Annotated in this window: 27 protein-coding genes; 15 read left to right on the top strand and 12 right to left on the bottom strand. The window is 68.3% G+C overall.

Annotated elements, in window-relative coordinates:
• The 11 genes from acnA to Q8M82_RS06165 form a co-directional block, all read left to right on the top strand.
• Positions 1-2,149: aconitate hydratase AcnA (gene acnA / locus Q8M82_RS06215; protein ID WP_305690505.1), on the top strand; the 2,149-nt coding region annotated here is incomplete at its 5' end.
• 186 nt (positions 2,150-2,335) lie between these two features.
• Positions 2,336-2,617, top strand: a complete 282-nt coding sequence (locus Q8M82_RS06210; protein WP_054143474.1) for an acyl carrier protein — start codon at positions 2,336-2,338, stop codon at positions 2,615-2,617.
• Positions 2,618-2,797: 180 nt separating this feature from the next.
• The gene (locus Q8M82_RS06205; protein ID WP_305690504.1) at positions 2,798-3,265 is read left to right on the top strand and encodes a 3-hydroxyacyl-ACP dehydratase FabZ family protein; all 468 of its coding nucleotides are present in this window, start codon (positions 2,798-2,800) and stop codon (positions 3,263-3,265) included.
• A gap of 2 nt (positions 3,266-3,267) precedes the next feature.
• On the top strand, positions 3,268-4,395 hold the full coding sequence (locus Q8M82_RS06200; protein WP_305690503.1) for a beta-ketoacyl-ACP synthase: 1,128 nt from the start codon (positions 3,268-3,270) through the stop codon (positions 4,393-4,395).
• Between the two features lie 10 nt (positions 4,396-4,405).
• Complete coding sequence (locus Q8M82_RS06195) at positions 4,406-5,707, top strand: beta-ketoacyl-ACP synthase (protein WP_305690502.1); 1,302 nt, start codon at positions 4,406-4,408, stop codon at positions 5,705-5,707.
• Positions 5,704-6,450, top strand: coding sequence for an SDR family oxidoreductase (locus Q8M82_RS06190; RefSeq protein ID WP_305690501.1), 747 nt, complete (start codon positions 5,704-5,706; stop codon positions 6,448-6,450). The genes Q8M82_RS06195 and Q8M82_RS06190 overlap by 4 nt, the downstream gene beginning before the upstream one ends.
• Before the next feature lie 58 nt (positions 6,451-6,508).
• Complete coding sequence (locus tag Q8M82_RS06185; protein WP_305690500.1) at positions 6,509-6,751, top strand: CopG family ribbon-helix-helix protein; 243 nt, start codon at positions 6,509-6,511, stop codon at positions 6,749-6,751.
• Positions 6,748-7,032: a type II toxin-antitoxin system RelE/ParE family toxin gene (locus Q8M82_RS06180; protein WP_305690499.1), complete on the top strand. Its 285-nt coding sequence runs from the start codon at positions 6,748-6,750 to the stop codon at positions 7,030-7,032. Before Q8M82_RS06185 ends, Q8M82_RS06180 begins: the two co-directional genes overlap by 4 nt.
• 15 nt (positions 7,033-7,047) lie before the next feature.
• A complete protein-coding gene (locus Q8M82_RS06175) occupies positions 7,048-8,070 on the top strand; it encodes a zinc-binding dehydrogenase (RefSeq protein ID WP_305690498.1) in 1,023 nt (340 codons plus the stop codon).
• 139 nt (positions 8,071-8,209) lie between these two features.
• Positions 8,210-9,175 carry a lipid A biosynthesis lauroyl acyltransferase gene (locus tag Q8M82_RS06170; protein WP_305690497.1) on the top strand — a complete coding sequence of 322 codons (966 nt, stop codon included), beginning with the start codon at positions 8,210-8,212 and terminating at the stop codon, positions 9,173-9,175.
• A 67-nt stretch (positions 9,176-9,242) separates the two neighbouring features.
• Positions 9,243-10,004, top strand: coding sequence for a DUF1223 domain-containing protein (locus tag Q8M82_RS06165; RefSeq protein WP_305690496.1), 762 nt, complete (start codon positions 9,243-9,245; stop codon positions 10,002-10,004).
• A 7-nt stretch (positions 10,005-10,011) separates the two neighbouring features.
• Here the strand turns inward: Q8M82_RS06165 and Q8M82_RS06160 are convergent, their stop codons facing one another.
• From Q8M82_RS06160 to Q8M82_RS06150, 3 genes are all read right to left on the bottom strand, one after another.
• Positions 10,012-10,617, bottom strand: a complete 606-nt coding sequence (locus tag Q8M82_RS06160; RefSeq protein ID WP_305690495.1) for a TPM domain-containing protein — start codon at positions 10,615-10,617, stop codon at positions 10,012-10,014.
• The gene (locus tag Q8M82_RS06155) at positions 10,617-11,408 is read right to left on the bottom strand and encodes a TPM domain-containing protein (RefSeq protein ID WP_305690494.1); all 792 of its coding nucleotides are present in this window, start codon (positions 11,406-11,408) and stop codon (positions 10,617-10,619) included. Before Q8M82_RS06155 ends, Q8M82_RS06160 begins: the two co-directional genes overlap by 1 nt.
• A gap of 109 nt (positions 11,409-11,517) precedes the next feature.
• Positions 11,518-12,075: a LemA family protein gene (locus tag Q8M82_RS06150; protein ID WP_371126253.1), complete on the bottom strand. Its 558-nt coding sequence runs from the start codon at positions 12,073-12,075 to the stop codon at positions 11,518-11,520.
• A 197-nt stretch (positions 12,076-12,272) separates the two neighbouring features.
• On the opposite strand from Q8M82_RS06150, the gene ggt reads away from it, so the two are divergent.
• Positions 12,273-14,027, top strand: coding sequence for a gamma-glutamyltransferase (ggt, locus tag Q8M82_RS06145; protein WP_305690492.1), 1,755 nt, complete (start codon positions 12,273-12,275; stop codon positions 14,025-14,027).
• Between the two features lie 452 nt (positions 14,028-14,479).
• Here the strand turns inward: ggt and Q8M82_RS06140 are convergent, their stop codons facing one another.
• The 3 genes from Q8M82_RS06140 to Q8M82_RS06130 all read right to left on the bottom strand — a co-directional run bounded on the left by Q8M82_RS06140 (position 14,480) and on the right by Q8M82_RS06130 (position 17,052).
• Positions 14,480-14,959, bottom strand: a complete 480-nt coding sequence (locus tag Q8M82_RS06140) for a hypothetical protein (RefSeq protein ID WP_305690491.1) — start codon at positions 14,957-14,959, stop codon at positions 14,480-14,482.
• 4 nt (positions 14,960-14,963) lie between these two features.
• Complete coding sequence (gene rlmN / locus Q8M82_RS06135) at positions 14,964-16,187, bottom strand: dual-specificity RNA methyltransferase RlmN (protein ID WP_305690490.1); 1,224 nt, start codon at positions 16,185-16,187, stop codon at positions 14,964-14,966.
• Between the two features lie 253 nt (positions 16,188-16,440).
• Positions 16,441-17,052, bottom strand: coding sequence for a hypothetical protein (locus Q8M82_RS06130; RefSeq protein ID WP_305690489.1), 612 nt, complete (start codon positions 17,050-17,052; stop codon positions 16,441-16,443).
• A gap of 204 nt (positions 17,053-17,256) precedes the next feature.
• On the opposite strand from Q8M82_RS06130, the gene Q8M82_RS06125 reads away from it, so the two are divergent.
• The gene (locus tag Q8M82_RS06125; RefSeq protein WP_305690488.1) at positions 17,257-18,231 is read left to right on the top strand and encodes an NADPH:quinone oxidoreductase family protein; all 975 of its coding nucleotides are present in this window, start codon (positions 17,257-17,259) and stop codon (positions 18,229-18,231) included.
• 4 nt (positions 18,232-18,235) lie between these two features.
• Here Q8M82_RS06125 and Q8M82_RS06120 read toward each other — a convergent pair whose 3' ends face one another.
• Entirely contained in the window at positions 18,236-18,610 is a 375-nt protein-coding gene (locus Q8M82_RS06120) for a YkvA family protein (RefSeq protein ID WP_371126252.1), read from the bottom strand.
• Between the two features lie 192 nt (positions 18,611-18,802).
• Here Q8M82_RS06120 and Q8M82_RS06115 point away from each other — a divergent pair, with 192 nt between their 5' ends.
• Positions 18,803-19,588, top strand: coding sequence for an SDR family NAD(P)-dependent oxidoreductase (locus Q8M82_RS06115; protein ID WP_305690487.1), 786 nt, complete (start codon positions 18,803-18,805; stop codon positions 19,586-19,588).
• A 1-nt stretch (position 19,589) separates the two neighbouring features.
• Here Q8M82_RS06115 and Q8M82_RS06110 read toward each other — a convergent pair whose 3' ends face one another.
• Positions 19,590-20,204 (bottom strand): septation protein A, encoded by a 615-nt coding sequence (locus Q8M82_RS06110; RefSeq protein ID WP_305690486.1) that lies wholly within the window; start codon positions 20,202-20,204, stop codon positions 19,590-19,592.
• A 55-nt stretch (positions 20,205-20,259) separates the two neighbouring features.
• Positions 20,260-21,435 (bottom strand): signal recognition particle-docking protein FtsY, encoded by a 1,176-nt coding sequence (gene ftsY, locus Q8M82_RS06105; protein WP_305690485.1) that lies wholly within the window; start codon positions 21,433-21,435, stop codon positions 20,260-20,262.
• A gap of 183 nt (positions 21,436-21,618) precedes the next feature.
• Between ftsY and Q8M82_RS06100 the strand changes: the two genes are divergently transcribed.
• A complete protein-coding gene (locus Q8M82_RS06100) occupies positions 21,619-22,278 on the top strand; it encodes an RluA family pseudouridine synthase (protein WP_305690506.1) in 660 nt (219 codons plus the stop codon).
• 9 nt (positions 22,279-22,287) lie between these two features.
• On the opposite strand, the gene Q8M82_RS06095 is transcribed toward Q8M82_RS06100, so the two are convergent.
• The 3 genes from Q8M82_RS06095 to Q8M82_RS06085 all read right to left on the bottom strand — a co-directional run bounded on the left by Q8M82_RS06095 (position 22,288) and on the right by Q8M82_RS06085 (position 24,343).
• Positions 22,288-22,578, bottom strand: a complete 291-nt coding sequence (locus tag Q8M82_RS06095) for a 4a-hydroxytetrahydrobiopterin dehydratase (RefSeq protein WP_305690484.1) — start codon at positions 22,576-22,578, stop codon at positions 22,288-22,290.
• Positions 22,579-22,580: 2 nt separating this feature from the next.
• On the bottom strand, positions 22,581-23,159 hold the full coding sequence (gene thpR, locus Q8M82_RS06090; RefSeq protein WP_305690483.1) for an RNA 2',3'-cyclic phosphodiesterase: 579 nt from the start codon (positions 23,157-23,159) through the stop codon (positions 22,581-22,583).
• 170 nt (positions 23,160-23,329) lie between these two features.
• Entirely contained in the window at positions 23,330-24,343 is a 1,014-nt protein-coding gene (locus tag Q8M82_RS06085; protein ID WP_305690482.1) for an aldo/keto reductase, read from the bottom strand.
• Between the last annotated feature and the right edge of the window lies 1 nt (position 24,344).

Here is a 24,344-nt window from a genome sequence, read left to right as displayed (position 1 = left end):
GGTCAATCTCGAATACCTCGCCCAGACGGTCTGGACCCGGCATGAGACGATCGACGGCGCCGAGGTCGAGGTTGCCTATCCCGACACCGTCGTGGGCACCGATTCGCACACCACCATGGTCAATGGTCTGGCCGTGCTCGGCTGGGGCGTCGGCGGCATCGAGGCCGAGGCCGCCATGCTCGGCCAGCCGCAGTCGATGCTGCTGCCCGAGGTGATCGGCTTCAAGCTGACCGGCTCGCTCAAGGAAGGCATCACCGCCACCGACCTCGTGCTGACCGTCACCCAGATGCTGCGCAAGAAGGGCGTCGTCGGGAAGTTCGTCGAGTTCTTCGGCCCCGGCCTCTACAACCTGACGCTGGCCGACCGTGCCACCATCGCCAATATGGGCCCGGAATACGGCGCCACCTGCGGCTTCTTCCCGGTCGATGCCGAGACGCTCGAATATCTCACCACGACCGGCCGCAAGACCGACCGGATCGCGCTGGTCGAGGCCTACAGCAAGGCTCAAGGCCTGTTCGCGACGATCGAGACCCCCGATCCGGTCTTCACCGACACGCTCGAACTCGACCTCTCGACGGTCCAGCCCTCGATGGCCGGCCCGAAGCGCCCCGAAGGCCGCATCGACCTGAACGGCGTCGCCAAGGGCTTCAAGGCGGCGATGGACACCGAATACAAGAAGGGCGGCGAGATTGCGCGCCGCGTGCCGGTCGAGGGCCAGTCCTTCGATCTCGGCCATGGCGACGTCGTCATCGCCGCCATCACCTCCTGCACCAACACCTCCAACCCCTCGGTGCTGATGGCGGCGGGGCTGCTCGCCCGCAACGCGGTCGCCAAGGGCCTGACCGTCAAGCCCTGGGTCAAGACCTCGCTGGCGCCCGGCTCGCAGGTCGTCGCCGAATATCTCGCCAAGGCCGGCCTGCAGGCCGATCTCGACAAGCTCGGCTTCAACCTGGTCGGCTTCGGCTGCACCACCTGCATCGGCAATTCCGGCCCGCTGCCGGCGCCGATCTCGAAGGCGATCAACGAACAGGGCCTGATCGCGGGCGCCGTGATCTCCGGCAACCGCAACTTCGAGGGCCGCGTCTCGCCCGACGTGCAGGCGAACTACCTCGCCTCGCCGCCGCTGGTCGTCGCCTATGCGCTGGCCGGTTCCGTCCAGATGGACCTGACGACCGAGCCGCTCGGCACCGGCTCCGACGGCAAGCCGGTCTTCCTCAAGGACATCTGGCCCTCCAACAAGGAGATCCAGGACTTCATCGCCAAGAATGTCACGCGCGCCATCTTCGAGGCGAAATATGCCGACGTCTTCAAGGGCGACGCGCATTGGCAGGCGGTGAAGACCCCGGAAAGCCAGACCTATGCCTGGGAGGACGCCTCGACCTACGTCCAGAACCCACCCTATTTCCGGGGCATCAGCAAGACGCCGACGCCGGTCACCGACATCAAGGGCGCCCGAATCCTCGGCCTCTTCGGCGACAAGATCACCACCGACCACATCTCTCCCGCCGGTTCGATCAAGGCCGCCTCGCCCGCCGGCGCCTATCTCACCGAGCATGGCGTCGCGGTGGCCGACTTCAACCAGTACGGCACGCGCCGCGGCAATCACGAGGTGATGATGCGCGGCACCTTCGCCAATATCCGCATCCGCAACCACATGATGGGCCCCAACGGGCGCGAGGGCGGCTACACCATCCACTATCCGAGCAAGGAAGAGCTGCCGATCTACGACGCGGCCATGCGCTACAAGCAGGAGAACGTGCCGCTGGTCGTCTTCGCCGGCGTCGAATACGGCAATGGCTCCTCGCGCGACTGGGCGGCGAAGGGCACCAACCTGCTCGGCGTCAAGGCCGTGATCGCGCAGAGCTTCGAGCGCATCCACCGCTCGAACCTGGTCGGCATGGGCGTCGTCCCCTTCACCCTGCAGGAGGGCACGAGCTGGGCCTCGCTCGATCTCAAGGGCGACGAGACGGTGACGATCAGCGGCCTCGCCACGGTCAAGCCGCGACAGATGCTGGAAGCCGAAATCACCTATGCCGACGGCTCGGTGAAGAAGGTGCCGATCCTCTGCCGCATCGATACGCTGGACGAGATCGACTACTTCAAGAACGCCGGCATCCTGCACTACGTGCTGCGCGGCCTCGCCGCCTGAGACCGCGCCCGATCGCCTTCTCCCCCTTCGCCGGGGGAGAAGGACGACGCCTGCCGGTTGTCCTCGCAAACCCCGCGGTGTAAGGGGGCGTCACAGTCATCCTTGGCGGGGGGCTTGGGGCAGGCGCAGGACGATCGTCCGCGCCCGGATGTCGTCCGCCTCCATCATCACGACGGGAGCACCCGCATGTCCGCCACTTTCGAGACGGTCGCCGGAATCATTTCGGAGACCTGCGACATTCCGCGCGAGAAGATTACGCCGGAAAGCCACGCCATCGACGATCTCGGTATCGACTCGCTGGCCTTCCTCGACATCGCCTTCGCGATCGACAAGGCCTTCGGCATCAAGCTTCCGCTCGAGCAGTGGACGCAGGAGGTCAACGAGGGCAAGGCGCCCGCCGAGCAGTATTTCGTGCTCGAGAACCTCTGCAAGCGCATCGACGACCTCGTCGCCGCCAAGGCGGCCTGAACTCCATCACCGCCGTCATCACGGCCTCCATAGCGGTGCGCGGACGAGCCGTCTGCGAACCCGCATGGGGGCCGTCCTGCTTTGGCGACCGGCGCCGGCTTGAGCCGTGCCGGCTCAGGGTTTAGAGCAGAACCGCGTCGGAGCCGGCTTCGACGCCCTGTTACCGACGATCGGAAGCGCATGCGCCTCGAATATTTCGACATGATCGATCGCGTCGTCGCCTTCGAACCGGGTGAGAAGCGGATCACGACGCGCTCGACCGTGCCGGCGGCAGACGCCAGCCCCGTCTTCGAGGGTCATTTCCCCGGCCACCCGCTCGTCCCCGGCGTGCTTCTGACCGAGACGATGGCGCAGGCCTCGGGCTATCTGCTGCTCGCCCTCAACGGCATGACGCAGATGCCCTTCCTGATGACGGTCGACAAGGCGCGCTTCCGCACCTTCGTAGAACCCGATGCCGTGCTCGACATCGCCGCCGAACTCGTCATCGAGGGCTCGGGCTATGCCGCGACCAAGGCGAAGATCGCGATCGCCGGCAAGCCGATCTGCGACGCGGAGCTGCGCTTCCGCCTGATGCCCTTCCCCGCCGACATGCGCAGCCTGATGGAGGCGCGCCTCGCCGCCATCGGCCTGACGCCGGAACAGGTCTGATCATGCAGCGCGGCGTCGTCATCACCGGTATCGGCCTCGCCTCCAGCCTGGGCGAGGGCATCGAGACCCATGTGGCCGCAATTGCCGGTTCCACGGCGCCCGTCGTCGACGCGACGAGCTTCGCGCCTTATCCGGTCCATCCGCTGAAAGTCCTCGATCTCGACCGGCAGATCCCGAAGAAATCCGACCAGCGCCAGATGGAGCCCTGGCAGCGGCTGGGCGTCTATACGGCAGGCCTCGCGCTCGATGGCGCCGGTATCAAGGACGACGTCGAAACCAAGAGCCTGCTGCAGGTCATCGTCGCGGCGGGCGGCGGCGAGCGCGATCATGCCGTCGACGGTGCCATCCTCACCGGGCTGCGCGGCGCCAATGCGCCCGGCGCCTACCTCAACGAACGTCTGATGGGCGATCTGCGCCCGACCCTGTTCCTGGCGCAGCTCTCCAATTTGCTCGCCGGCAATATCGGCATCGTCCACGGTATCACCGGCGCCTCGCGGACCTTCATGGGCGAGGAGCAGGCCGGTGTCGACGCGATCCGCACCGCCCATGCCCGCATCGCCGCGGGCCAGGCCGATATCATGCTGGTCGGCGGCTCCTACAATGCCGAGCGCCGCGACATGCTGCTGCTGCTCGAACTCGGGGGCTATCTGCGCAAGGGCGATTTCGCCCCGGTCTTCGACCGCGAGGCGGCGCCGGGCATCATCACGGGCAGCGCTTCGGCCTTCCTGGTGCTGGAATCGGCCGAACGCGCCGCCGCCCGTGGCGCCGCTATCCATGCCAAGCTCGACAAAGTCATCGCCGCCCGCTCCAAGCGCGCGCCGGGCACCGTCGAGGCGACCCTGCGCAGGCTGATCGGCAACCTCGGGCCCGTGGCGCCGGGCGCGCTCGCCATCTCAGCCGCAACCGGAGCTGCCGGGATCACCGCCGAGGAAGCCTCCGCCATCGCCACCCTGCCGCAGGCCCGGCGCATCGCGACGGGCGATCTCGTCGGCCACGCGCTCGAAGCAGCTTTCCCCGTCTTGGTCGCGCTTGCCGCCGCCGCCCTGTCGACGGGCCATGCGCAGGAGGCCGTCGTCACCGGCGCCGGCCATTGGCGCGGCGAGGGCGCCGCCCATCTGGTCAAGGCGTGAGGGTGAAGCCATGAGCAACACACAACAGCGCAGCACACAGCACCGCGACGCCAGGGGCCGGCCGATCGTCGCCGTCACCGGGCTCGGCATCGTCACCTCGCTCGGCCAGGGCAAGGACGCCAATTGGGAGGCCCTGACGTCCGGGCGCTCGGGCATCCACGCCATCGAGCGCTTTCCGACACAAGGGTTGCGCACCACGATCGGCGGGACCGTCGATTTCCTCTTCGATGGCCCCTTTGCGGCGCCGGAGCTGTCCGAGAAGCTCGCCATGCTGGCCGCCGACGAAGCCGTCGGACAGAGCGGGCTCGGCCAAGCCGGCGATTTCCCCGGCGAACTCTTCATGGCGGTGCCGCCGGTCGAAATGGAGTGGCCGCAGAAGCAGGAGCTCGCCGCCTCGATCGAGGGCGATGTGGACTATGACGGGCTGCTGCGCGAGGCGGCGACGCTGAAACACAAGGCCATGCACGAGCTTTTCCTGTTCGGCACTGTCGCCGACCATGTCGCGGACGCCTTCGGCACCAAGGGCTCGCCGATCTCGCTCTCGACCGCCTGCTCGTCTGGCGCCACTGCGATCCAGATGGGCGTCGAGGCGATCCGGCGGGGCGATACGCCAGCGGCGCTGTGCATCGGCACCGACGGCTCGATCCATGCCGAAGCGCTGATCCGCTTCTCGCTGCTTTCGGCGCTGTCGACCCAGAACGACCCGCCGGAAGGCGCCGCCAAGCCCTTCTCCAAGAACCGCGACGGCTTCGTCATGGGCGAGGGCGCGGGCGCGCTGGTGCTGGAGGATTACGACCACGCCCTGGCGCGCGGGGCGACCATCCTCGGCATCGTCGCCGGCTGCGGCGAGCGCGGCGACGGCTTCCATCGCACCCGCTCCAGCCCGGACGGCAAGCCCGCCATCCTCGCCATGCAGGATGCGCTGGCCGATGCCGGCCTGAGCCCCGATGATGTCGACTACATCAACGCCCATGGCACCTCGACGCCTGAGAACGACAAGATGGAGGCGATGAGCTGCGCCGCCGTCTTCGGCGAGCGCATGGCGCGCCTGCCGATGTCCTCCAACAAGTCGATGATCGGCCACACGCTGACGGCAGCCGGTGCAGTCGAGGCGGTGATCTCCTTCCTCACCATCGCGCATGGCCGCATCCCGCCGACGATCAACTACGTCACGCCCGATCCCGCGATCGCGCTCGATGTGGTGCCCAACGTCGCCCGCGACGCCCCGGTGCGGACGGTGCTGTCCAACTCCTTCGGCTTCGGCGGGCAGAATACCAGCCTCGTCCTGACCGCGGAGCCCGCCCGCTCATGACAAGAGTTCTCGTCACCGGCGGCGCCAAGGGCGTCGGCGCGGCCATCGTCCGGGCACTGGCCGCGGCCGGCCACGATGTCGACTTCACCTATCGCTCCTCGGCCGAGCAGGCTCTGGCACTGGCCGCCGAGATCGCCGCCGCGCATTCCGGCCGCGCCATCCAGGCCTTGCCGCTCGACCTCTCCGACAAGGCGGCACTCGACGCATTCTGCGAGGCGCGCGAGGGCGAGAGCTATTTCGGCCTCGTCCACAATGCCGGCCAGCCCTATGATTCGCTCGCCGCGATGATGGTGCAGGACAAGGCGGAAGCCGCCATGCAGGTCAATTTCTGGGCCTTCACCCGCCTCGCCAAGAGCCTGATGCGGTCCATGATCCGCGCCCGTTCGGGGCGCATCGTCGCCATCGGCTCGGTCGCGGCGCTGCGCGGCAACCCCGGCAACGCGGCTTATGCCGCCTCCAAGGGCGCGCTGATCTCCTATGCGAAGACGCTCGCGGTCGAGACCGGCAAGCGCGGCGTCACCGTCAACGTCATCGCGCCGGGCTTCGTCGACACCGACATGATGGCGCCCTACGCCGCCTATCGCGACAAGATGCAGGGGCAGATCCCGGCCGGGCGCTTCGCCAGGCCCGAGGAGGTCGGCGGCCTCGCCGCCTTCCTGATGAGCGAGCCCGCCGCCTACATCACCGGCGCGGTCATTCCAATCGACGGTGGCGTCACCGCGCAGCTCGGCGTCCATCGCTGAATCGACTTTTCGCGAGACGATACCTATTTTGGTTCGATCCGAACCGGAGTGAACCGCCATGACGGCTGCTTTCACCATTCGCCTCGATGACCAGATGCTGGCGAAGCTCGACGCCCTCGCCAGCGACATCGACCGTTCACGCAGTTGGCTCGCCGCCAAGGCGATCGAGGATTATCTCGAACGCAACGCCTGGCAGATCGCCCGGATCAAGGACGGCCTCGACGACGCCGACCGCGGCGAATTTGCCAGTGACGAGGAGGTGGAGACCGTCTTTGCGAAATACCGGGCCAAGCCCGCGTGAAGATCGTCTGGACGCGCCGCGCCTTGCGTGAAATCGATCAGGCTTTCGCGTTCGTCGCTCAGGACAATCCCGCCGCCGCATCTGCACTGGTCCAAGCGATAGAAGCCCGAGCCGCCGTCTTGGCCGATCATCCGGATATCGGGCGGCCGGGGCGCGTCGACGGGACACGCGAACTCGTCCTCTCCGGCTTTCCCTTTATCCTTCCTTATCGCGTCCGCGACGGTCGCATCGAAATCCTGGCCGTGTTCCACACGTCTCGAGCATGGCCCGACCAGCTTTGAAAGATTGACCTCATCATGCGTTCCCTCCAGCTCCACGGCGACCGCGACCTCCGCCTCGAGGAGATCGACCCGCCGCCGCCGCCCGCCGCCGGCGAGGTCCAGATCCGCATCCGCGCCGTCGCTTTGAACTATCTCGACGTCTGGGGCTTCCGCGGCATGGCCTTCGCCAAGCGCAAGATGCCGCAGGCGGCCGGTGTCGAGGCCTCGGGCGAGATCGTCTGCGTCGGCGAAGGCGTCACCGGGCTGACCGTCGGCGACACCGTCACCGCCTATGGCGCCGAGACCTGCGGCCATTGCAAGGCCTGCCGCGAGGGCCGCGACAATCTCTGCGAGAACGTGGCCGGGATCATGGGCTTCCATATCGACGGTTTCGCCCGCGAGTACCTGAACAAGGCTGCCCGGCTCGTCGTCAAGGCGCCGTCCGGAGTCTCCTTCGAGGACGCCGCCTGCGCGCCGATCGGCTTCGGCACGGTCCAGCACATGCTGTTCGACAACGCCAAGCTCGAGCCGGGAGAATCGGTCCTGGTCCATGCCGGCGGCTCCGGCATCGGCACGGCCGCGATCCTGATGGCCAAGGCGATCGGCTGCACGGTCTACACCACGGTCGGCGACGACGAGAAGGGCCGCAAGGCCGCCGAACTCGGCGCCGATTACGTCGTCAACTACAAGACCGAGCGATTCGAGGGCGAGGTCCGCCGCCTGACGAAGCGCAAGGGCGTCGACGTCGTCTTCGAGCATGTCGGCGCCGACACCTGGAACGGCTCGCTGCTCTGCCTCAAGCGCGGCGGCCGCCTCGTCACCTGCGGCGCGACCTCGGGCGCGTCGGCCACGATCAACCTGATGCAGCTCTTCCAGCAGCAGTACCGCATCACCGGCTCCTTCGGCTGCCGCATCGAGAACATCCGCCAGTCGCTCGACAAGATGGCGGCCGGCATGAAGCCGGTGATCGATTCCGTCTTCCCGCTGGAGGATTTCGAGAAGGGGTTGGCGCGTCTCGAAGGCCGACAGGTCTTCGGCAAAGTGGTCGTGACGTTCTGAGGACGCTGCGGAAAGGAGGCCGCAAACAGGTCGCGGCGGTTGAAAACTTGACGAAGGCGCCGTCCTGCCGCTAGTCGCGGCTCCAGCCCGGCCGCAGCGACCGCACGGGTGCGAGGGGACCGGGCCGATCTTGAGACGCATGAAAACAATCGCCGCACGCGCCGGCGCAGCGGTGATGATCGGCCTGATCCGGGCCCTGTTCGGCTTCCTGCGCCTGCTCGGCCCCGAACGGTCCAGCGACCTCGGCGGCTGGCTGCTGCGTGCGGCGAGCCCGCTGATCCCGGTCAACCGCGTCGCGCTGGCCAATATCCGGGCGGCCTTTCCGGGCATGAATGACGCCGAGGTGCGCCGCATCGCGCGGGGCGCCTGGGAGAATCTCGGCCGCACCGCCGCCGAATACGCCCACCTGAAGACGCTCTTCGATTACGACTACCTCAAGCCCGACGCATCCTCGCGCGTCGAGGTCGAGGGTATCGAGCATTTCATCGCGCTCAAGGACGACGCGAAGCCCGGGCTGATCTTCTCCGCCCATCTCGCCAATTGGGAACTGCCGGCGATCTGCGCCCAGGCCTATGATCTGGACACGACGGCGGTCTTCCGGGCGCCCAACGACCCGGCCATCGCCGCGGTCGTCCACGAGATCCGCTCCGGCGCCATGGGAGGGCTCGCCGCCGCGAAACAGGGCGCCGCCTTCGCCATGCAGGGCGTGCTCGAGCGCGACGGCCATCTCGGCATGCTCATCGACCAGCATTTCACCCGGGGCGTCGTCGTGCCCTTCATGGGGCGACCGGCGCTGACCAACCCGATCCTCGGCAAGTTCGCACGACGCTTCGAATGCCCGGTCCACGGCGTGCGGGTCATCCGCCTGCCGAAGCAGCGCTTCCGGCTGGAGCTGACGCCCCCGCTCGACCTGCCCCGCGACGCTGCCGGCGAGATCAACGTCCAGGGTGCGATGGCGATGATGACGGCCGTCGTCGAAGGCTGGGTCCGCGAACACCCCGAGCAGTGGCTGTGGATGCATCGCCGCTGGCGGCCGAACATGATCTCGGCCGCCGCTGCGGAGGCACCGACCGTTGCACCATCGCCTGCTTTCAAGGCAACGTGATTTTGAAGTGAGAGGAATGGGGCGCTTTGGTAACGCCTGAGATGTAAGGTCTCGCCGAGTTCAAACCATGAAACGTTCCGCGCCCGTCCTGTCCGCCGCTGCCGCCCTGCTCGTGCTAGGCACCGCGGCCGCGCGCGCGCAAACGCCGGCGGATCTCCAGCCCCGGGCCGTGGTCGAACTCTTCACCAGCCAGGGCTGCTCCTCCTGCCCGCCTGCGGACGCCCTCTTCGTCGAACTGGCGAAGCAGCCGGACGTCATCACCCTGACGATGCCCGTGACCTATTGGGATTATCTCGGCTGGAAGGACACGCTCGGCAAGGACAGCTTCGCCAAGCGCCAGAAATACTATGCCAAGGCCCGCGGGGACGGACAGGTCTACACCCCCCAGGCCGTCATCAACGGCGCCGTTCATGTGGTCGGATCCGACCGCGGCGAGATCGAGCGCGCCTCGAAGCAACCCTCTGGAGGCGGCTTCGTCGCGAAGCTCGGCCTCAATGAAGAGGGCGGACAGATCGTGGTCACCCTCTCGCCCATCGGCGATGTGCAGGAGCGGACGGCCGGCGTCTGGGTCGCAACCACGACGAAGATGGTCACGGTGCCGATCGCCCGCGGTGAGAACCAGGGCAAGACCGTGGCCTATGCCAATGTCGTGCGCGGCATGACGCGCATCGGCGACTGGGACGGTCGTACCGCGACCCTCACGGCGCCGGTCGCCGTCACGCAGGGGCCCGAGGTCGACAGCTATGTCGTCCTCGTCCAGGCCGAGCGGCAGGGCAAGTACGGAGCCATGCCGGGCGCGGTCCTCGCGGCGGCGCGCAGCCCGCACTGAGCTTCCTTCACAGGATCACGACATTGTTCGGCAGTTCGTCGATGTCGTCGGGCGAGCGCGGAGCATGGTTCGCCAGAACGGCGCCGATCGCCCGCACGGCCGTGACGATGCCCTCGCGCAGCCGGTCGTCACGGCCCGCGAGCACGACCGCTTCGACGATACCATCCCAGACCGCCTGCTCGACCCGGCCGTCGATGCCGCTGTCGGCGATGATCTCGGCATAGCGCTCCTGGATCGCGACATAGAGCAAAACCCCCGTGCGCTGCCGCGTGCGGGTCAGGCCCCGGGCCGTGAACTCCCGCAGCGCCACGTCATGGGCCCGCTTGCGCTTGACGAAGCCGGGCACGAAACGCCCGCCGCGCCCATACCAGAGCAGGCTCGCCAGCAGCAGCACGGCGCAGACGAGCTGGATCAGGAAGATGCGCGGCGCGCTCGTCTCCGTCATCGCCAGCAACGGCCAGGGAACCAGCAGCGAGAGCGTCAGCGCCATCACCACCGGCACCGAGCGATAGCTCGCCGCGGCGCGGTCGATCATCACCACGATCTCGCCCGACGAGCCGCTCTCGGCCTGTCGCACCGCCTCGGCGATCACCTCCCGGTCCCGCTCGTCCATCACCAGTCTCCCGAAGCCCCGCCGCCGCCCGATGATCCGCCGCCCCCGGAGAAGCCGCCGCTCGAGCTCGATCCCCCGCCGGATCCCGAACTCCAGCTCCCGCCACTGCCCGTGCTCCAGCCGGAGCTTTGCGGCAGCGTCACCCAGCGCCCGTTGCGCAGACGGTGCCGGCGCGACGCGTCGCTTCCGCCGAACTCCCGGACGAAGGCGGCGATGATGATCAGGACCAGCGCCATCATCACCACCATCGCGATGATGTCGACCGACGATGTTTCGTCGCTGCGCACGCTCGCGCGGCGCTGCCACTCCTCGGCATCCCCGGCCAGGATGCTCAGGATCGCGTCGACGCCGCCCTCGATGCCACCGGCGAAGTCGCCCGCCTTGAATTTCGGCGCCACCGCCGTGGTGATGATGACTTTGGACAGCGCATCGGTCAGCGCCCCTTCCAGCCCGTAACCCACCTCGATGCGGACCTTGCGCTCGCTCGGCGCGACCAGCAGCAGGACACCGTTGTTCGTCTTGGCCTGGCCGAGCTTCCAGGACCGGAACAGGCCATTGGCATAGTCCTCGACGCTTAGTCCCTGGAGGGAGGGCACCGTCGCGACGACGATCTGATCCGAAGTCTTGTCCTCATGGGCCTTGAGCTTGGTCTCGATCCGCTCGCGCGCCTCGGCCGCGATGAGATTGGCGCCATCGACGATCCGGCCGGAGAGTGCGGGGTAGGATGGATCGGCGGCCAGCGCGAACGATCCGAACAAGGCCGTCAGCAGGGCGAGGCACACAGCCGTCATTCTCGGGCGCAGCGAAGCGAAGACCCGAGAATCTCTCCCAAGAGATGCTCGGGTCGAGCCCGAGCATGACGGAGAGGTCAGCAGCATGGCCCGGACCCGTCGAACACCCTCAGAACTTCACAGCCGGCGGCCGCTCTGCTCCCGCCGTCGCTGTAAAGGTCTCCATCGGCTTCGCGCCCCAGAACAGCCGCGCCCAGATCACACCCGGAAAGGTGCGGATTTCGGTGTTGAAGGCCTGGACTGCCTGGATGTAGTCGCGCCGCGCCACCGTGACACGGTTCTCGGTGCCTTCGAGCTGGGACTGCAGCGCCAGGAAATTCTGGTTCGACTTCAGATCGGGATAGCGCTCGACCGTGACCAGGAGCCGCCCTAGCGCGCCGCTGAGCTGGTTCTGCGCCTCCTGGTATTCCTTGAACCGGGCGGGATCGGTGATCGTCGAGGCATCGACCTTGACCTGGCTCGCCTTGGCGCGGGCCTCGACCACAGCGGTCAGCACCTCGCGCTCCTGCGCCGCATAGCCCTTCACCGTCTCGACGAGGTTGGGAATCAGGTCGGCCCGGCGCTGATACTGGTTCTGCACCTCGCTCCAGCTCGCCTTGGCCCTTTCCTCCAGCGTCGGCACGTTGTTGACCCCGCAGCCGGCCAGGACCAGCCCGAGCAAGGCCATGGCGGCGACGGCAAAGGGCCGGCGGACATTCGAGACGGATGACAGCGACATGCCGGGCCCCCTTGGCACGATCGGGAAACGAAGATGGGGACCGACCTTAGCCGCGGCGGGGCACCGCTCCAAGCGTTGCGAGGAGATGGCGCGGTTCCGCGCTTGCGCTAGGCTGGCGCCAGCACCCGTCAGCGGATGATCGCCCCATGCCCCTGTCTCCCGGCCACCGCCCCCGCATCCTGGCCTGCGCCCTCCTCCTGCTGATGGCTTCACCCGCCACGGCCCAGACGCTGGCCCCGGCGCCCGAGGCGGCGACGGGCAGGATCGCAAAGGCCACCGCCACCGCCCAGCGCTTCATGGTGGCCGCCGCCAATCCGCTCGCCGCCGCAGCGGGGCGCGACATCCTGCGCGCCGGCGGCAGCGCGGTCGACGCCGCCATCGCCGTCCAGCTCGTGCTGAATCTGGTCGAGCCGCAGAGCTCGGGCCTCGGCGGTGGCGCCTTCCTCGTCCACTGGGACGAGACGGCCAAGCGGGTGATCACGCTCGACGGGCGCGAGACGGCACCCGCCGCCGCGAAACCCGACCGCTTCATCGGGCCAGACGGCAAGCCGATGCGCTTCGTCGAGGCGGTCGTCGGCGGACGCTCGGTCGGCGTTCCCGGCACGCCGAAGCTGCTGGAGGAGGCGCATCGCCGCTGGGGGAAACTGCTCTGGGCACAGGTGCTCGCCCCGGCGATCAGGCTGGCGGAAGACGGCTTTGCCATCTCGCCGCGCCTGAACGCGCTTTTGTCGGGCGAAAGGAACCTGGGGAAGGACGCCCGTGCCGCCGCCTATTTCTACGAGCAGGACGGCAGGGCAAAGGCCGTCGGCACGATTCTTCGCAACCCCGCCTTCGCCGCGACGCTCCGCGCGCTGGCCGAACGCGGCGCGGGCGCCTTCTACGAGGGCGAGATCGCGCGCGACATTGTCGCGACCGTGACCGGCCACGCGACCAACCCCGGCGACCTGACGATGGCCGATCTCGCCGACTATCGCGTCGAGGAGCGCGAGCCCGTCTGCGGCGCCTACCGCGTCTGGCGCCTCTGCGGCATGGGCCCGCCGAGCTCCGGCGCCGTCGCCGTGCAGCAGATGCTCGGCATCCTCGAAACCCGCGATCTCGCGCGGATAGGGCCCGACGCGGAGGCCGCGCACTGGTTTTCGGAAGCCGGCCGCCTCGCCTTCGCCGACCGCAACCTCTATCTCGCCGATCCCGCCTTCGTCGGTATCCCGCTGCCCGGTCTCATCGACCGCGACTATATCCGCTCGCGCGCCGGGCTGATCAGCCCCGAACGCTCGATGGGCCGCGCCCGAGCTGGCGAGCCGCCCAACAAGCGGGCGCAGCTTCTGGCCCCCTCGGAAGGCATCGAGAACGGCACCAGCCACATCTCTGTCGTCGATGCGCAGGGCAACGCCGTTTCGATGACCACGACGATCGAGGACGGCTTCGGCGCAAGGCTGATGACGGCGGGCGGCTTCCTGCTCAACAACGAGCTGACCGATTTCTCCTTCGTGCCGGAGGAGGACGGCAAGCCCGTCGCCAACCGCGTCGAGCCCGGCAAGCGGCCGCGCTCCTCGATGGCACCGACGCTGGTCTTCGACGCCTTCGGCCGGCTCTATGCCGTCGTCGGCTCGCCCGGCGGCAGCCAGATCATCGGCTATGTCGCCAGGGCGCTGGTCGCGCTGCTCGACTGGAAGTTAGACCCGCAGGCCGCCGTCGATCTCGGCAATTTCGGCAGCCGCAACGGCCCGACCGAACTGGAGAAGGGCACCGAGGCCGAAGGCTGGAAGGCCGCGCTGGAGGCGAAGGGCCACGAAGTCCGCCTGCTCGAGATGACCTCGGGCATCCAGGCGATCGTCAAGACGCCGGAAGGCTTCGTCGGTGGCGCGGATGGCAGGCGGGAGGGTGTCGCGATCGGGGACTAGAGCGTGCTGAGTTTTCTCGGAACCACCGCCGTCATCCCGGGCTTGTCCCGGGATCCATCGGAGGGCTCCAGAGCCTTACGAATTCCGGATCGGCGCGGCTGCGCCGCTTGTCCGGAATGACGGTCTGTTTCCGAGTGAAATCAGCATGCTCTAGCGAGGCCTGCGAAACGCGCGTGATACTGGACGCAGCTGAACTGAGATCAGGGATGACCGCAGATTTTTAATGGAATACCAGCATGCTAGAGCGTGCTGAGTTTTCTCGGAACCACCGCCGTCATCCCGGGCTTGCCCCGGGATCCATCGGAGGGCTCCAGAGCCTTACGATGGATTCCGGATCGGCGCGGCTGCGCCGCTTGTCCGGAATGACGGTCTGTTTCCGAGTGCAATCAGCATGCTCTAGCGCGACGGTAGCGCCTGGTCATACCCGGCCAGACCCGGTCAAACCTTGCCGGTCAGACGGGCTCGTGCCGCTCGCCACCCGCACGACGCCCCGCGATCAGCCAGTAGACGAAGCCCGTCGCGGCGCCCACCAGCACGAGCGCGCCGAGCACTTGGACCTCTGCGCCGGTCGGCGTCCGCGCCAGGCCCAGCATCCCCAGCGGCAACAGCGCTGCGAGCAGGCCGGTCAGCCCGCTCTGAATCAGGCCGCTGCGCAGCGAGAACAGCTCACAGGCGACGGCGACCAGCACGACCGGCGCGACGATGATCGCGAAGCCCAACCGCCCGAGCAGCACGAAAGCGGCCTCAGCGGTCGGGCCAGGGTCGATGCCCATGTCCGCCAGCCCGAACAGCGCGTCGAGCAGGCGCTCGAAGCCGCCCCCGATCAGGAGCGCGATACCCGGCGAGACGACGCTCGCGACCATCATCGCGACGAGCCCGGCGGCCATCGCCATCACCAGCGCGAACGGAATCAGCAGGAGCCAGCGCAGCATCGGATCAGCCGGCGACAGCGGCAGCGGCGGCATCGTCCTCGTCGAGCATCAGCCGGGCCCGGGCGGAGAGCTTTTCGGTCTCGCTCTTGAGCTGGCCGCAGGCGGCGAGGATGTCGCGCCCGCGCGGCGTGCGCACCGGCGAGGCATAGCCGGCGCGGAAGACGATCTCCGAGAAACGCTCGATCCGGTCCCAGTCCGAGCACTCGTATCTGGTGCCGGGCCAGGGATTGAACGGGATCAGGTTGATCTTGGCGGGGATGCCCTTGAGCAGTCGCACCAGGTCGCGCGCCTCGGCGTCGGAATCATTGACGCCCTTGAGCATGACGTATTCGAAGGTGATGCGCTTCGCGTTCGACACGCCGGGATAGGTCCGGCAGGCTTCGAGCAGCTCGGCGATCGGGTATTTCTTGTTCAGCGGCACGAGCTCGTTGCGCAGATCGTCACGCACGGCGTGAAGCGAGATCGCCAGCATCGTGCCCATCTCCGATCCCAGCGGGCCGATCTGCGGCACGACGCCCGAGGTCGAGACGGTGATGCGGCGGCGCCCGAGCGACAACCCCTCATTGTCGGAGATGACGTCGATCGCGTCGCGCACGCCGTCGAAATTGTACAGCGGCTCGCCCATGCCCATGAAGACGATGTTGGAGACGAAACGCCCGCCATCCTTGGGCACGAAGGCGCCGCCCGGCGCGCTCCGGTTCGGGAAATCGCCGAGCCGGTCGCGCGCCACCATCAATTGCGCCACGATCTCCTCGGTGGTGAGGTTGCGCACGAGGCGCTGCGTGCCGGTGTGGCAGAAGGTGCAGGTCAGCGTGCAGCCGACCTGGCTGGAGACGCAGAGCGTGCCGCGGTCGACCTCAGGGATGTAGACGCATTCGATCTCGGCGCCGCGGTCGCGCGGTCCGGTCGGCGCCATCCGCATCAGCCATTTGCGCGTGCCGTCGGTCGAGATCTGCTCGGCCGTGACCTCCGGCAGATGGAGCGTGAAGCGCTCCGCCAGAGCGCCGCGCAACCCCTTGCCGATCGTGGTCATCTCCGCGAAATCGCGCACGCCGTAATGATAGATCCAGTTCCAGAGCTGGCCGACGCGCATGCGCCGCTCCTTCTCCGGGATGCCGATCTCGGCCAGCGCCTCGGCAAGGCCGGCGCGCGTGCGCCCGACCAGCGACAGGCGCTGCAAAACGGGTTCGGCCGCCGGAGCGGCGGGCTCTAGAACGGAAACGGTCATCGGAACTCTGGCTCGGGGCGGGCGGTCGCGGCCCGCATTGAGGCGCGCTCATAGCACGAGAACGCGCGCCAGAGAAATCATGGCGATGCCGGCGCAGCCGCAGGGCGCCAATGCAGGCGGTGCGATCGGAATTCGCCAGCGTGAGTCGGCTGGCGTGGCTTTCGAGAACCGGAGCGGAGCGGACGCCGGTCCGTGAGCACCGAAAGCGCAGAAAGCCGCGTCAGACGGCCGCGCTCGCGGATTCCGATGCGACCTATTTGCAGGCGTCTTCGGCGCGCTTCACCGTCTGGCTCATGCCGGCGAGCGAGTACTTGTCGGCCGTCGGGTTGCCGCGCTTCGACGTGCCCTTGATCTCGAGCCCAGCGCCCTTGCGCAGCGAATCCAGCATGCGCGGCTCCTCGGCCGGGTTCTTCAGCCACATGTTCTGGCCCTTGGCGACGAGCGCGAAACGCTCCGAGCCGATGATCGCCTGATGCTCGACATCTTCCTTGAGATCGAAATTCATCACGAAGCTGATCTCGTTGCGCACGCCTTCGCCCGGACGCGTGGCGACGAAGAGCAGGCCATCGACATCCTTGAGATTTGCCGGCAGGCGGCTTTCAGCCTTCGACAGGGCGTAGCAGACCTTGGAGCGGCCCTGCTGCGAGGAGAAGGCCTGCCATTTGCCGGCCGTCTCCAGCAGCATCGCCTGGCCCTGGCCAGCGGCGGCCGGTGCCGTTGTCGCGGCCGCGGGGCGCCCGCGCTGCTGCTGAGCCTGCGCGACGGAAGCGACGAGCGCGGCACCGAGGCAGCCTGCGAGCAGGGTGGTCAGGGGGAGGACACGGCGCGAGGCGGGAGCGCCGGAACGGAGAAACGAGCTGATCATGGCCGCCATCAATCATTAAAAATCTTAACACTGCCTTTACCACCCGTTGACGGGCGCGATGGCTGGGGCAGGCGGATAGAGTGCCACGATCCTGGCGAAAATGCGAATGACGGCGCGACGCCGGCCGCATTTCGCAGGCGCCGGCGCCGTGGCACAGTCGCCTGGGGACGCGAAGGACCACGCGGCTCCACAAAGGGAGAGACGATGAAGGCGCTGCTCTGCGAAAGCCACGGCCCGGCCGAGACACTGGTGATCCGCGACCTCTCCGAGCCGCAGCCCGGCCCTGGCGAGATCGCGATCGCGGTCAAGGCGGCCGCGCTCAACTTCTTCGACACGCTGATCATCGAGAACCGCTACCAGACCAAGCCCGAGCTGCCGTTCTCGCCGAGCGCGGAATGCGCCGGCACGGTCGTCGCGCTGGGCGAGGGTGTCTCCGGCTGGCGGGTCGGCGAGCGCGTCGCTGCCTGGCTCGGCCATGGCGCGGCCCGCGAGCGCGTCGTCGTCCCGGCCGAGAGCGCAATCCCGATCCCTGACGGCCTCTCCGACGCGCAGGCGGCGGGTCTCTTCGTGACCTATGGCACGGCGCTGCACGGGCTGATCCAGCGCGCCGGTGTGAAGCCCGGCGAGACCCTGGCGGTGCTCGGCGCAGCCGGAGGGGCGGGGCTCGCCGCCGTCGAGGTCGGCGCCCTGCTCGGCGCCCGCGTCATCGCCTGCGCCTCCTCGGCCGAGAAACTGGCCCTTGCCCGCGAGCATGGAGCCGGCGAGGGCATCGAATATGGGGGCGACGATCTGCGCGCGGCGCTGCGCCGCCTCACCGAGGGGCGTGGCGTCGACGTGCTCTACGACACGGTCGGCGGCGATCTCGCCGAGCCGGCATTGCGCTCGATGGGCTGGGAGGGACGATACCTTGTCGTCGGCTTCGCCGGCGGCGGCATTCCGAAGATTCCGCTCAACCTGCTGCTGCTGAAGGGCTGTGACCTGCGCGGCGTGTTCTGGGGCGATTTCGTCAGGCGCGAGCCGGGCGCCCAGCGGGCCAATATGGAGCGGCTGCTGGGCTGGGTCGCGGAGGGCCGCATCCGCGCCCACGTCCATGCCGAGATCCCGCTTGAGCGCTGGACGGAAGCCTATGCCCTGATCGGCGACCGCAAGGCCCGCGGCAAGATCGTGCTGACGCTGTGATCGCTCACAGCTCCGCCATGGCCTGCCTTGCCCTCTCGCGGTGCTCCGGCGTGATCGAGCCCGCCACCGCCGCCAGTGCCGCCGCGATCACTGCCGCATCGTCGGTGAAGCCGAGCAGCGGCATGATGTCGGGAAGCGCGTCGACCGGCAGCACGAAATAGCCGAGCGCCGCCAGCAGCGTCATCCGCACGCGCCGCGGCGTCGACGGATCGCGCGCGCAGATCCAGGCCGCCAGCAGGTCCTCCGCGAAGGGGATGCGCTTGGCGACACGCTTCAGCCGCGCGAAGAACTCCGCGCCGAAACGGGCCTCGTCGCGCAGGCTCTTGCGGATCGCCGCCATTTCCTCCTCGGTGAAGCGGGAGGTGAAACCGTCGCTCATCTGGCCCCTCCTGAGGGCTCGCTGCGGGGCGCCATCCTGCCGCCATACGGCCGGCCCCGCCATGTCGAAAGATGTGGCCCCGCCAAAAGGCCCTGCAAGAGGTCTGCCCAGCGGGCGGTGCAAGAAACCGCCTTGGAGGACGAGGCCACCGCCACTAAACGCTGAAGCATCGCATCAGATCCCGGGGCCGCCATGCAGATCGATTCATCCGTTGCCGCGATCGTCACCGGCGGGGCCTCGGGCCTCGGCGAGGCCACGGCCCGCATGCTGGCCGCCCAGGGCGCGAAGGTCGCGCTGTTCGACCTCAATGCCGAGCGGGGGGAAAAGGTCGCGGCCGAAATCGGCGGCCTCTTCGTCTCCTGCGACGTCACCAGCGAGGCCTCGGTCGATGAGGCCCTCGCCAAGGCGCGCGCCGCCCAGGGCGTGGCGCGCATCCTGGTCAACTGCGCCGGCATCGCGCCCGGCCGCCGCATCGTCTCGAAGAAGCGCGAGACCGGCGAACTCGTCGCCCATGACACCGCCCTGTTCGAGAAGGCGCTCGCGATCAACCTGACCGGTACCTTCCGGCTGATCGCCAAATCGGCGGCGGCTCTCGCCGGGCTCGACCCCGTCACCGCCGATGGCGGCCGCGGCGTCTTCATCTGCACCGCCTCGATCGCGGCCGAGGACGGCCAGATCGGCCAGGCCGCCTATGCCGCCTCAAAGGCCGGCGTCGCCGGCATGACCCTGCCGATCGCGCGCGAACTCGCCGCCTCCGGCATCCGCGTCATGACGATCATGCCCGGCCTGTTCGAGACGCCGATGTTCGACGGCCTACCCGAGGAGGCCCGCGCCTCGCTCGCCGTCTCCGTGCCGCACCCCTCGCGGCTGGGCAAGCCGGCGGAGTATGCGGCCTTGGTAAAGAGCATCATCGAGAACGACATGCTCAATGGCAGCGCGATCCGCCTCGACGGCGCCCTGCGCATGGCCCCGAAATAGCCTATTCGCCCGCCTTTGCCTTGATCTCGTGCTTCAGGATCAGCGGCGTCTGCGCCAGCGCGAAGACCATGGTCAGCGGCATCACGCCCCAGACCTTGAAGGCGACCCAGAAATCCTGGGTCTGCGTGCGCCAGACGATCTCGTTCAGCGCCGCCAGAACGAAGAAGAACAGGCCCCAGCGCAGGGTCAGCTTGCGCCAGCCCTCCTCGTCGAGCTGCATCACCGATTCGAGCACCAGCGCCAGGAGCGAGCGGCCGAAATATAGCCCGCCCAGCAGCACGCAGCCGAACAGCGCGTTCACGATCGTCGGCTTGACCTTGATGAAGAAGGCGTCGTCCAGTGCGATGGTCAGCCCGCCGAAGACGGTGACCACCACCGCGTTCACGATCGCCATGCGCGGCAGATAGCCCATCAGGATGCGCGACGCCGCCAGCGCCACCAGCGAGGCGACGATGAAGATGCCGGTGGCGACGAAGATGCGCCGGTCGGAGGCTACGCCAAAGAGCCGGTCGCCATAGGAATTGGCGAAGAAGAAGATCGCGAGCGGCCCGAATTCAAGCGCCAGCTTGAGCAGAGGATTGATCGGCCTGCCCTTCGCCGCGGGCGGCTGCGCCATGCTGTCGCTCATCTCGTCCTGCCTGTCTGCGCCGGCGGCGTCATGCCGCGGGCTGTCACGCCGCTTCGTCCAAACCGGACACCGCCCGCGCGAAATCGCGCGCCGAGAACGGCTCCAGATCCTCGACGCCCTCGCCCACGCCGATGAAATGCACCGGCAGGCCGAATTTCGCCGCCAGCGCCACCAGGATGCCGCCGCGCGCCGTGCCGTCGAGCTTGGTCATCACCAGCCCGGTGACCCCGGCCGTGTCGCCGAAGGCCTCGACCTGGCTGAGCGCGTTCTGCCCGACCGTGGCGTCGAGCACCAGCAACGCCGCATGCGGCGCCTCGGGATCGAGCTTGCGGATGACGCGGACCACCTTGGCGAGTTCGCCCATCAGCCCCGTCTTGTTCTGCAGCCGCCCCGCCGTGTCGACCAGCAGCACGTCGGTGCCGGCCGCCTTGGCCTTCTGCAGCGCCTCGAAGGCGAGTCCCGAGGCGTCCGCCCCCTGGTTGCCGGAGACGACCTCCGCACCCGTCCGCTCGCCCCAGACCTTGAGCTGCTCGATCGCCGCCGCGCGGAAGGTGTCTCCCGCCGCCAGCATGACCGACCGGCCCTCGGCCCGGAATTTCGCCGCCAGCTTGCCGATCGTCGTCGTCTTGCCGGAGCCGTTGACGCCGACCATCAGGATCACGAACGGCTTTTTCGTGGCGTCGATCACCAGCGGCTGCGCCACCGGCGACAGGATCGCCTCGACCTCGCGCGCCAGGATGGCTTTCACCTCGGAGGGCTCGATCTGCCGGTCGTAGCGCCCCTCGCCGACCGCCTTGGCGACTCGGGCGGCGGTGGCCAGCCCCAGATCGGCCTGGATCAGGATGTCCTCGAGGTCTTCGAGCGTGCCGGCATCGAGCTTGCGCTTGGTGAAGAGGTCGGTGATGCCAGTCGTCAGCGCCGAGGACGTCCGCGACAGCCCCTCGGTCAGCCGCCGCCACCAACTCCGCTTCGGCTCGGTCACCGTTGGCGCAGGCACCGGCACGCTCAGGACGGGTGCGGCCTGGACGGGAGCCGGCTCCGGCATCGCGAGCGGCAGCGGCGCGGCCTCGCCGGTCAGCAGTTCGGGCGCGATCGCCGCCTCCGCGAGCGGAGCCTCCGGCGGCGCCGCATCCGGCGTCTGGGGGGACGCGGCCGGTTCCGGCTCGCTGCCGAACAGTCTCGAAAAGAAGCCGCGCTTCTTCGGTTCGTTCTCGCTCATCATTCTTCCCGTGGCCTCGTCGCGCAGCGTCTCGTGCTTGCGCGACAGGATGGCCTTCGCTAGCGCAATGCCATGACCACGCCCGACCGACCAGAAATTTCGCGAGCGGACCCGGGCGCGCACCCCTCCGAAGCGCCGCGTGACGAGCCGCCGCTGCCCTTTCCGCTGCTCTACCGCGACGCGATGATGCTCGTCATCGACAAGCCGGCCGGCCTGCCCTCGCATCGCGGGCCCCAGGCCAAGCGCCGAGTCATCCCCGTGCTGACGGACCATCTCGACGCCCTGCGCTTCGGCCTGCCGCGCCGGCCGGAGGCCGCGCACCGCCTCGACAAGGACACGTCGGGCTGCCTGATTCTCGGCCGCCATCCCCGCGCCATGGCCGAGCTCAACCAGATGTTCCGCGACGGCGGAATCGCCAAGAGCTACTGGGCGATCGTGCAGGGCGAGCCGGCCGCCGAGTCAGGGGTGATCGACCTGCCGCTGGCCAAGCGGGCACCCGATCGCGGCTGGTGGATGAAGGTCGATCCCGACGGCCTGCCCTCGCAGACGCGCTGGCGGGTGCTGGGGCGCGGTCAAGGCGAGGCCGGCCCGCTCGCCTGGCTCGAGCTGGAGCCGCTGACCGGCCGCACTCACCAACTGAGGGTCCATTGTGCGGAATCGGGCTGGCCGATGCTGGGCGACGAGATCTATGGCGAGGCCCCGCGCGAAGGCGGGCCGGGGCTGCAGCTTCATGCCCGCTCCGTCACAGTGCCGCTCTATCGCAAGAAGCCGCCGATCCGGGTCGAGGCCCCGCCGCCGCCCCATATTCTGACCGCGCTGCGGGCCTGCGGCTGGAGCGGATAGCGCCTGACGCTACTGGCGCAGCGCATCCATCGCATGGGCGAGGCGCACGTCGAGTTCCGTCAGCCCACCGGCATCATGCGTCGCGAGCGTCACCTCCACCGTGCGATAGACATTGAACCATTCGGGATGGTGACCCATCGCCTCCGCCAGCAGCGCGACCCGCGTCATCCAGCCGAAGGCCTCGCTGAAATCGCGGAAAACATAGCGCTTGGCCATGGCTTCCCGCCCCTCGACGAGCGTCCACCCGGTCAGCGTCGTCAGCGCCTCCTGGAGGGCGTCGGGGCCGAGTCGCTTGGGCATGGTCATCTCCGCTGATGATCGCCCCGCATCGGCCGGTTCGGATAGGACGGGCCGAGCGGATAGGCCGCCTCCAGCACATAGGGCCCGCCGCCGACCGAATCGCGCGACGACATCAGGGCGAGACGCCGCGCCGCGAAGCTGATCGGCCGGACGATCGGGTGCAGGCTGAGGAAATGTGCGACGTCGAGCGGCGAGGTGTCCCGCAGCCGCGCCAGCGTCACATGCGGCACGAATTTGCGCCCCTCCGCCGGCAGGCCGAGGCGCCGCATCAGCCGCTCGAGATCGGCCTGCAACTCGGTCAGCCGAGGCGTCGGCTGCACCCGCGCATAGACGGCGCGCGGCTTGTCCCCGCCGAAGGTGCCCAGCGCATCCAGCGTGACCTCGAAGGGATAGGACTGGATGTCGCCGAGGAAAGCGTCGACATCGTTGGCGGTGCGCCGGTCGACATCGCCCAGGAAGCGCAGCGTGATGTGGTAATCGGCCGGATCGATCCAGCGCGCCCCGGACAGACCGCCGCGATGCGGCGTCAGGGCCGCAGCGACCTCGGCGGGAATCTCAAGCGCTGTGAACAGCCTCGGCATTGCGAATCAGTGCCAGTTTTTTGTGACTCTGGCGAGACGAAAAGCCGGGCAGGCGCTGCCCGGATCACAGCAGAACTCGAGCGTGGCGGATCGCCCGGGACCAGTGTCATCCCGGACGCAGCGAAGCGGAAATCCGGGACGACACGCGTTTCTCGAAAGACAGGCCCGGATCAGGGGCAGGGATTGCCGACGAGCTGGTGGATCGCGTCGATGCCGGCCTCGAGCTCCGGCGACAGCCTGACGTCGATCGAGGCGATGTCGGTCTCGAGCTGCTTCATCGAGGTCGCGCCGATGATGTTGGCGGTGACGAAGCTGCGCGAATTGACGAAGGCCAGCGCCATCTGAGCCGGGTCGAGACCATGCTCCCGCGCCAGCGCGATGTAGCGCTTGATCGCCTCCTCGGCGCCTGCAGTCTGGTAGCGCTGGCCGCGGTCGAACAGCGTCGTGCGCGCGCCGGCCGGACGGGCCCCGTCGAGATATTTGCCGGTCAGGAAGCCCTGGCCGAGCGGCGAATAGGCGAGCAGCCCGACATCCTCGCGGATCGCGATCTCCGCCAGCGCCGTCTCGAAGGTGCGGTTGAGCAGGTTGTAGGCGTTCTGGATCGACTGCACCCGCGGCCCGCCGCGGGTCTCGGCATCGCGCACGAAGCTCATCGTCCCCCAGGCGCTCTCGTTGGAGAGGCCGAGATGGCGGATCTTGCCCTCCTTCACGATCTCCGCGAAGGCGTCGAGCTGCTCGGCGATCGGCGTCTCGTCGTCGGGGCGCTCGAAGGCGGCCTTCGAGAACCGCGTCGGGTTTGAGCCCCAGGGCATCGGCCGCTCGGGGAAATGGATCTGGTAGAGGTCGATATAGTCCGTCTGCAGCCGCTTCAGGCTCTTGTCGACCGCCTCGCGAATCTGCGCCCGGTTGACCCGCGTCGGGCCCTTGTCGTCACGCATCCAATCATTGGTGCCGCGCCCGACGATCTTGGAGGCGAGGATGACCTTGTCGCGGTTGCCGCGCGCCTTGAACCAGGTGCCGATGATCCGCTCGGTCGAGCCCTGCGTCTCCGCGCGGGGCGGAATCGAATACATTTCCGCCGTATCGAAGAAGTTGACGCCGTGGTCGAGCGCGTAATCCATCTGCTCGTGACCTTCGGCCTCCGTGTTTTGCTGGCCCCAGGTCATGGTTCCCAAACAGATCACC

Origin of the sequence: Allobosea sp., from assembly GCF_030694325.1 — a bacterium.
Taxonomy (GTDB): Bacteria; Pseudomonadota; Alphaproteobacteria; order Rhizobiales; family Beijerinckiaceae; genus Allobosea.
Note: the sequence above shows the minus strand (reverse complement) of the source record. Positions and strands in the feature narration are given on the sequence as shown.

Excerpts from the sequence above, each read along its gene's own strand:
- Q8M82_RS06210 (WP_054143474.1), top strand. The coding sequence starts at position 2,336 with ATGTCCGCCACTTTCGAGACGGTCGCCGGAATCATTTCGGAGACCTGC.
- Q8M82_RS06205 (WP_305690504.1), top strand. The coding sequence starts at position 2,798 with ATGCGCCTCGAATATTTCGACATGATCGATCGCGTCGTCGCCTTCGAA.
- Q8M82_RS06200 (WP_305690503.1), top strand. The coding sequence starts at position 3,268 with ATGCAGCGCGGCGTCGTCATCACCGGTATCGGCCTCGCCTCCAGCCTG.
- Q8M82_RS06195 (WP_305690502.1), top strand. The coding sequence starts at position 4,406 with ATGAGCAACACACAACAGCGCAGCACACAGCACCGCGACGCCAGGGGC.
- Q8M82_RS06190 (WP_305690501.1), top strand. The coding sequence starts at position 5,704 with ATGACAAGAGTTCTCGTCACCGGCGGCGCCAAGGGCGTCGGCGCGGCC.
- Q8M82_RS06185 (WP_305690500.1), top strand. The coding sequence starts at position 6,509 with ATGACGGCTGCTTTCACCATTCGCCTCGATGACCAGATGCTGGCGAAG.
- Q8M82_RS06175 (WP_305690498.1), top strand. The coding sequence starts at position 7,048 with ATGCGTTCCCTCCAGCTCCACGGCGACCGCGACCTCCGCCTCGAGGAG.
- Q8M82_RS06170 (WP_305690497.1), top strand. The coding sequence starts at position 8,210 with ATGAAAACAATCGCCGCACGCGCCGGCGCAGCGGTGATGATCGGCCTG.
- Q8M82_RS06165 (WP_305690496.1), top strand. The coding sequence starts at position 9,243 with ATGAAACGTTCCGCGCCCGTCCTGTCCGCCGCTGCCGCCCTGCTCGTG.
- Q8M82_RS06160 (WP_305690495.1), bottom strand. The coding sequence starts at position 10,617 with ATGGACGAGCGGGACCGGGAGGTGATCGCCGAGGCGGTGCGACAGGCC.
- Q8M82_RS06155 (WP_305690494.1), bottom strand. The coding sequence starts at position 11,408 with ATGACGGCTGTGTGCCTCGCCCTGCTGACGGCCTTGTTCGGATCGTTC.
- Q8M82_RS06150 (WP_371126253.1), bottom strand. The coding sequence starts at position 12,075 with ATGGCCTTGCTCGGGCTGGTCCTGGCCGGCTGCGGGGTCAACAACGTG.
- ggt (WP_305690492.1), top strand. The coding sequence starts at position 12,273 with ATGCCCCTGTCTCCCGGCCACCGCCCCCGCATCCTGGCCTGCGCCCTC.
- Q8M82_RS06140 (WP_305690491.1), bottom strand. The coding sequence starts at position 14,959 with ATGCTGCGCTGGCTCCTGCTGATTCCGTTCGCGCTGGTGATGGCGATG.
- rlmN (WP_305690490.1), bottom strand. The coding sequence starts at position 16,187 with ATGACCGTTTCCGTTCTAGAGCCCGCCGCTCCGGCGGCCGAACCCGTT.
- Q8M82_RS06130 (WP_305690489.1), bottom strand. The coding sequence starts at position 17,052 with ATGATCAGCTCGTTTCTCCGTTCCGGCGCTCCCGCCTCGCGCCGTGTC.
- Q8M82_RS06125 (WP_305690488.1), top strand. The coding sequence starts at position 17,257 with ATGAAGGCGCTGCTCTGCGAAAGCCACGGCCCGGCCGAGACACTGGTG.
- Q8M82_RS06120 (WP_371126252.1), bottom strand. The coding sequence starts at position 18,610 with ATGAGCGACGGTTTCACCTCCCGCTTCACCGAGGAGGAAATGGCGGCG.
- Q8M82_RS06115 (WP_305690487.1), top strand. The coding sequence starts at position 18,803 with ATGCAGATCGATTCATCCGTTGCCGCGATCGTCACCGGCGGGGCCTCG.
- Q8M82_RS06110 (WP_305690486.1), bottom strand. The coding sequence starts at position 20,204 with ATGGCGCAGCCGCCCGCGGCGAAGGGCAGGCCGATCAATCCTCTGCTC.
- ftsY (WP_305690485.1), bottom strand. The coding sequence starts at position 21,435 with ATGAGCGAGAACGAACCGAAGAAGCGCGGCTTCTTTTCGAGACTGTTC.
- Q8M82_RS06100 (WP_305690506.1), top strand. The coding sequence starts at position 21,619 with ATGATGCTCGTCATCGACAAGCCGGCCGGCCTGCCCTCGCATCGCGGG.
- Q8M82_RS06095 (WP_305690484.1), bottom strand. The coding sequence starts at position 22,578 with ATGCCCAAGCGACTCGGCCCCGACGCCCTCCAGGAGGCGCTGACGACG.
- thpR (WP_305690483.1), bottom strand. The coding sequence starts at position 23,159 with ATGCCGAGGCTGTTCACAGCGCTTGAGATTCCCGCCGAGGTCGCTGCG.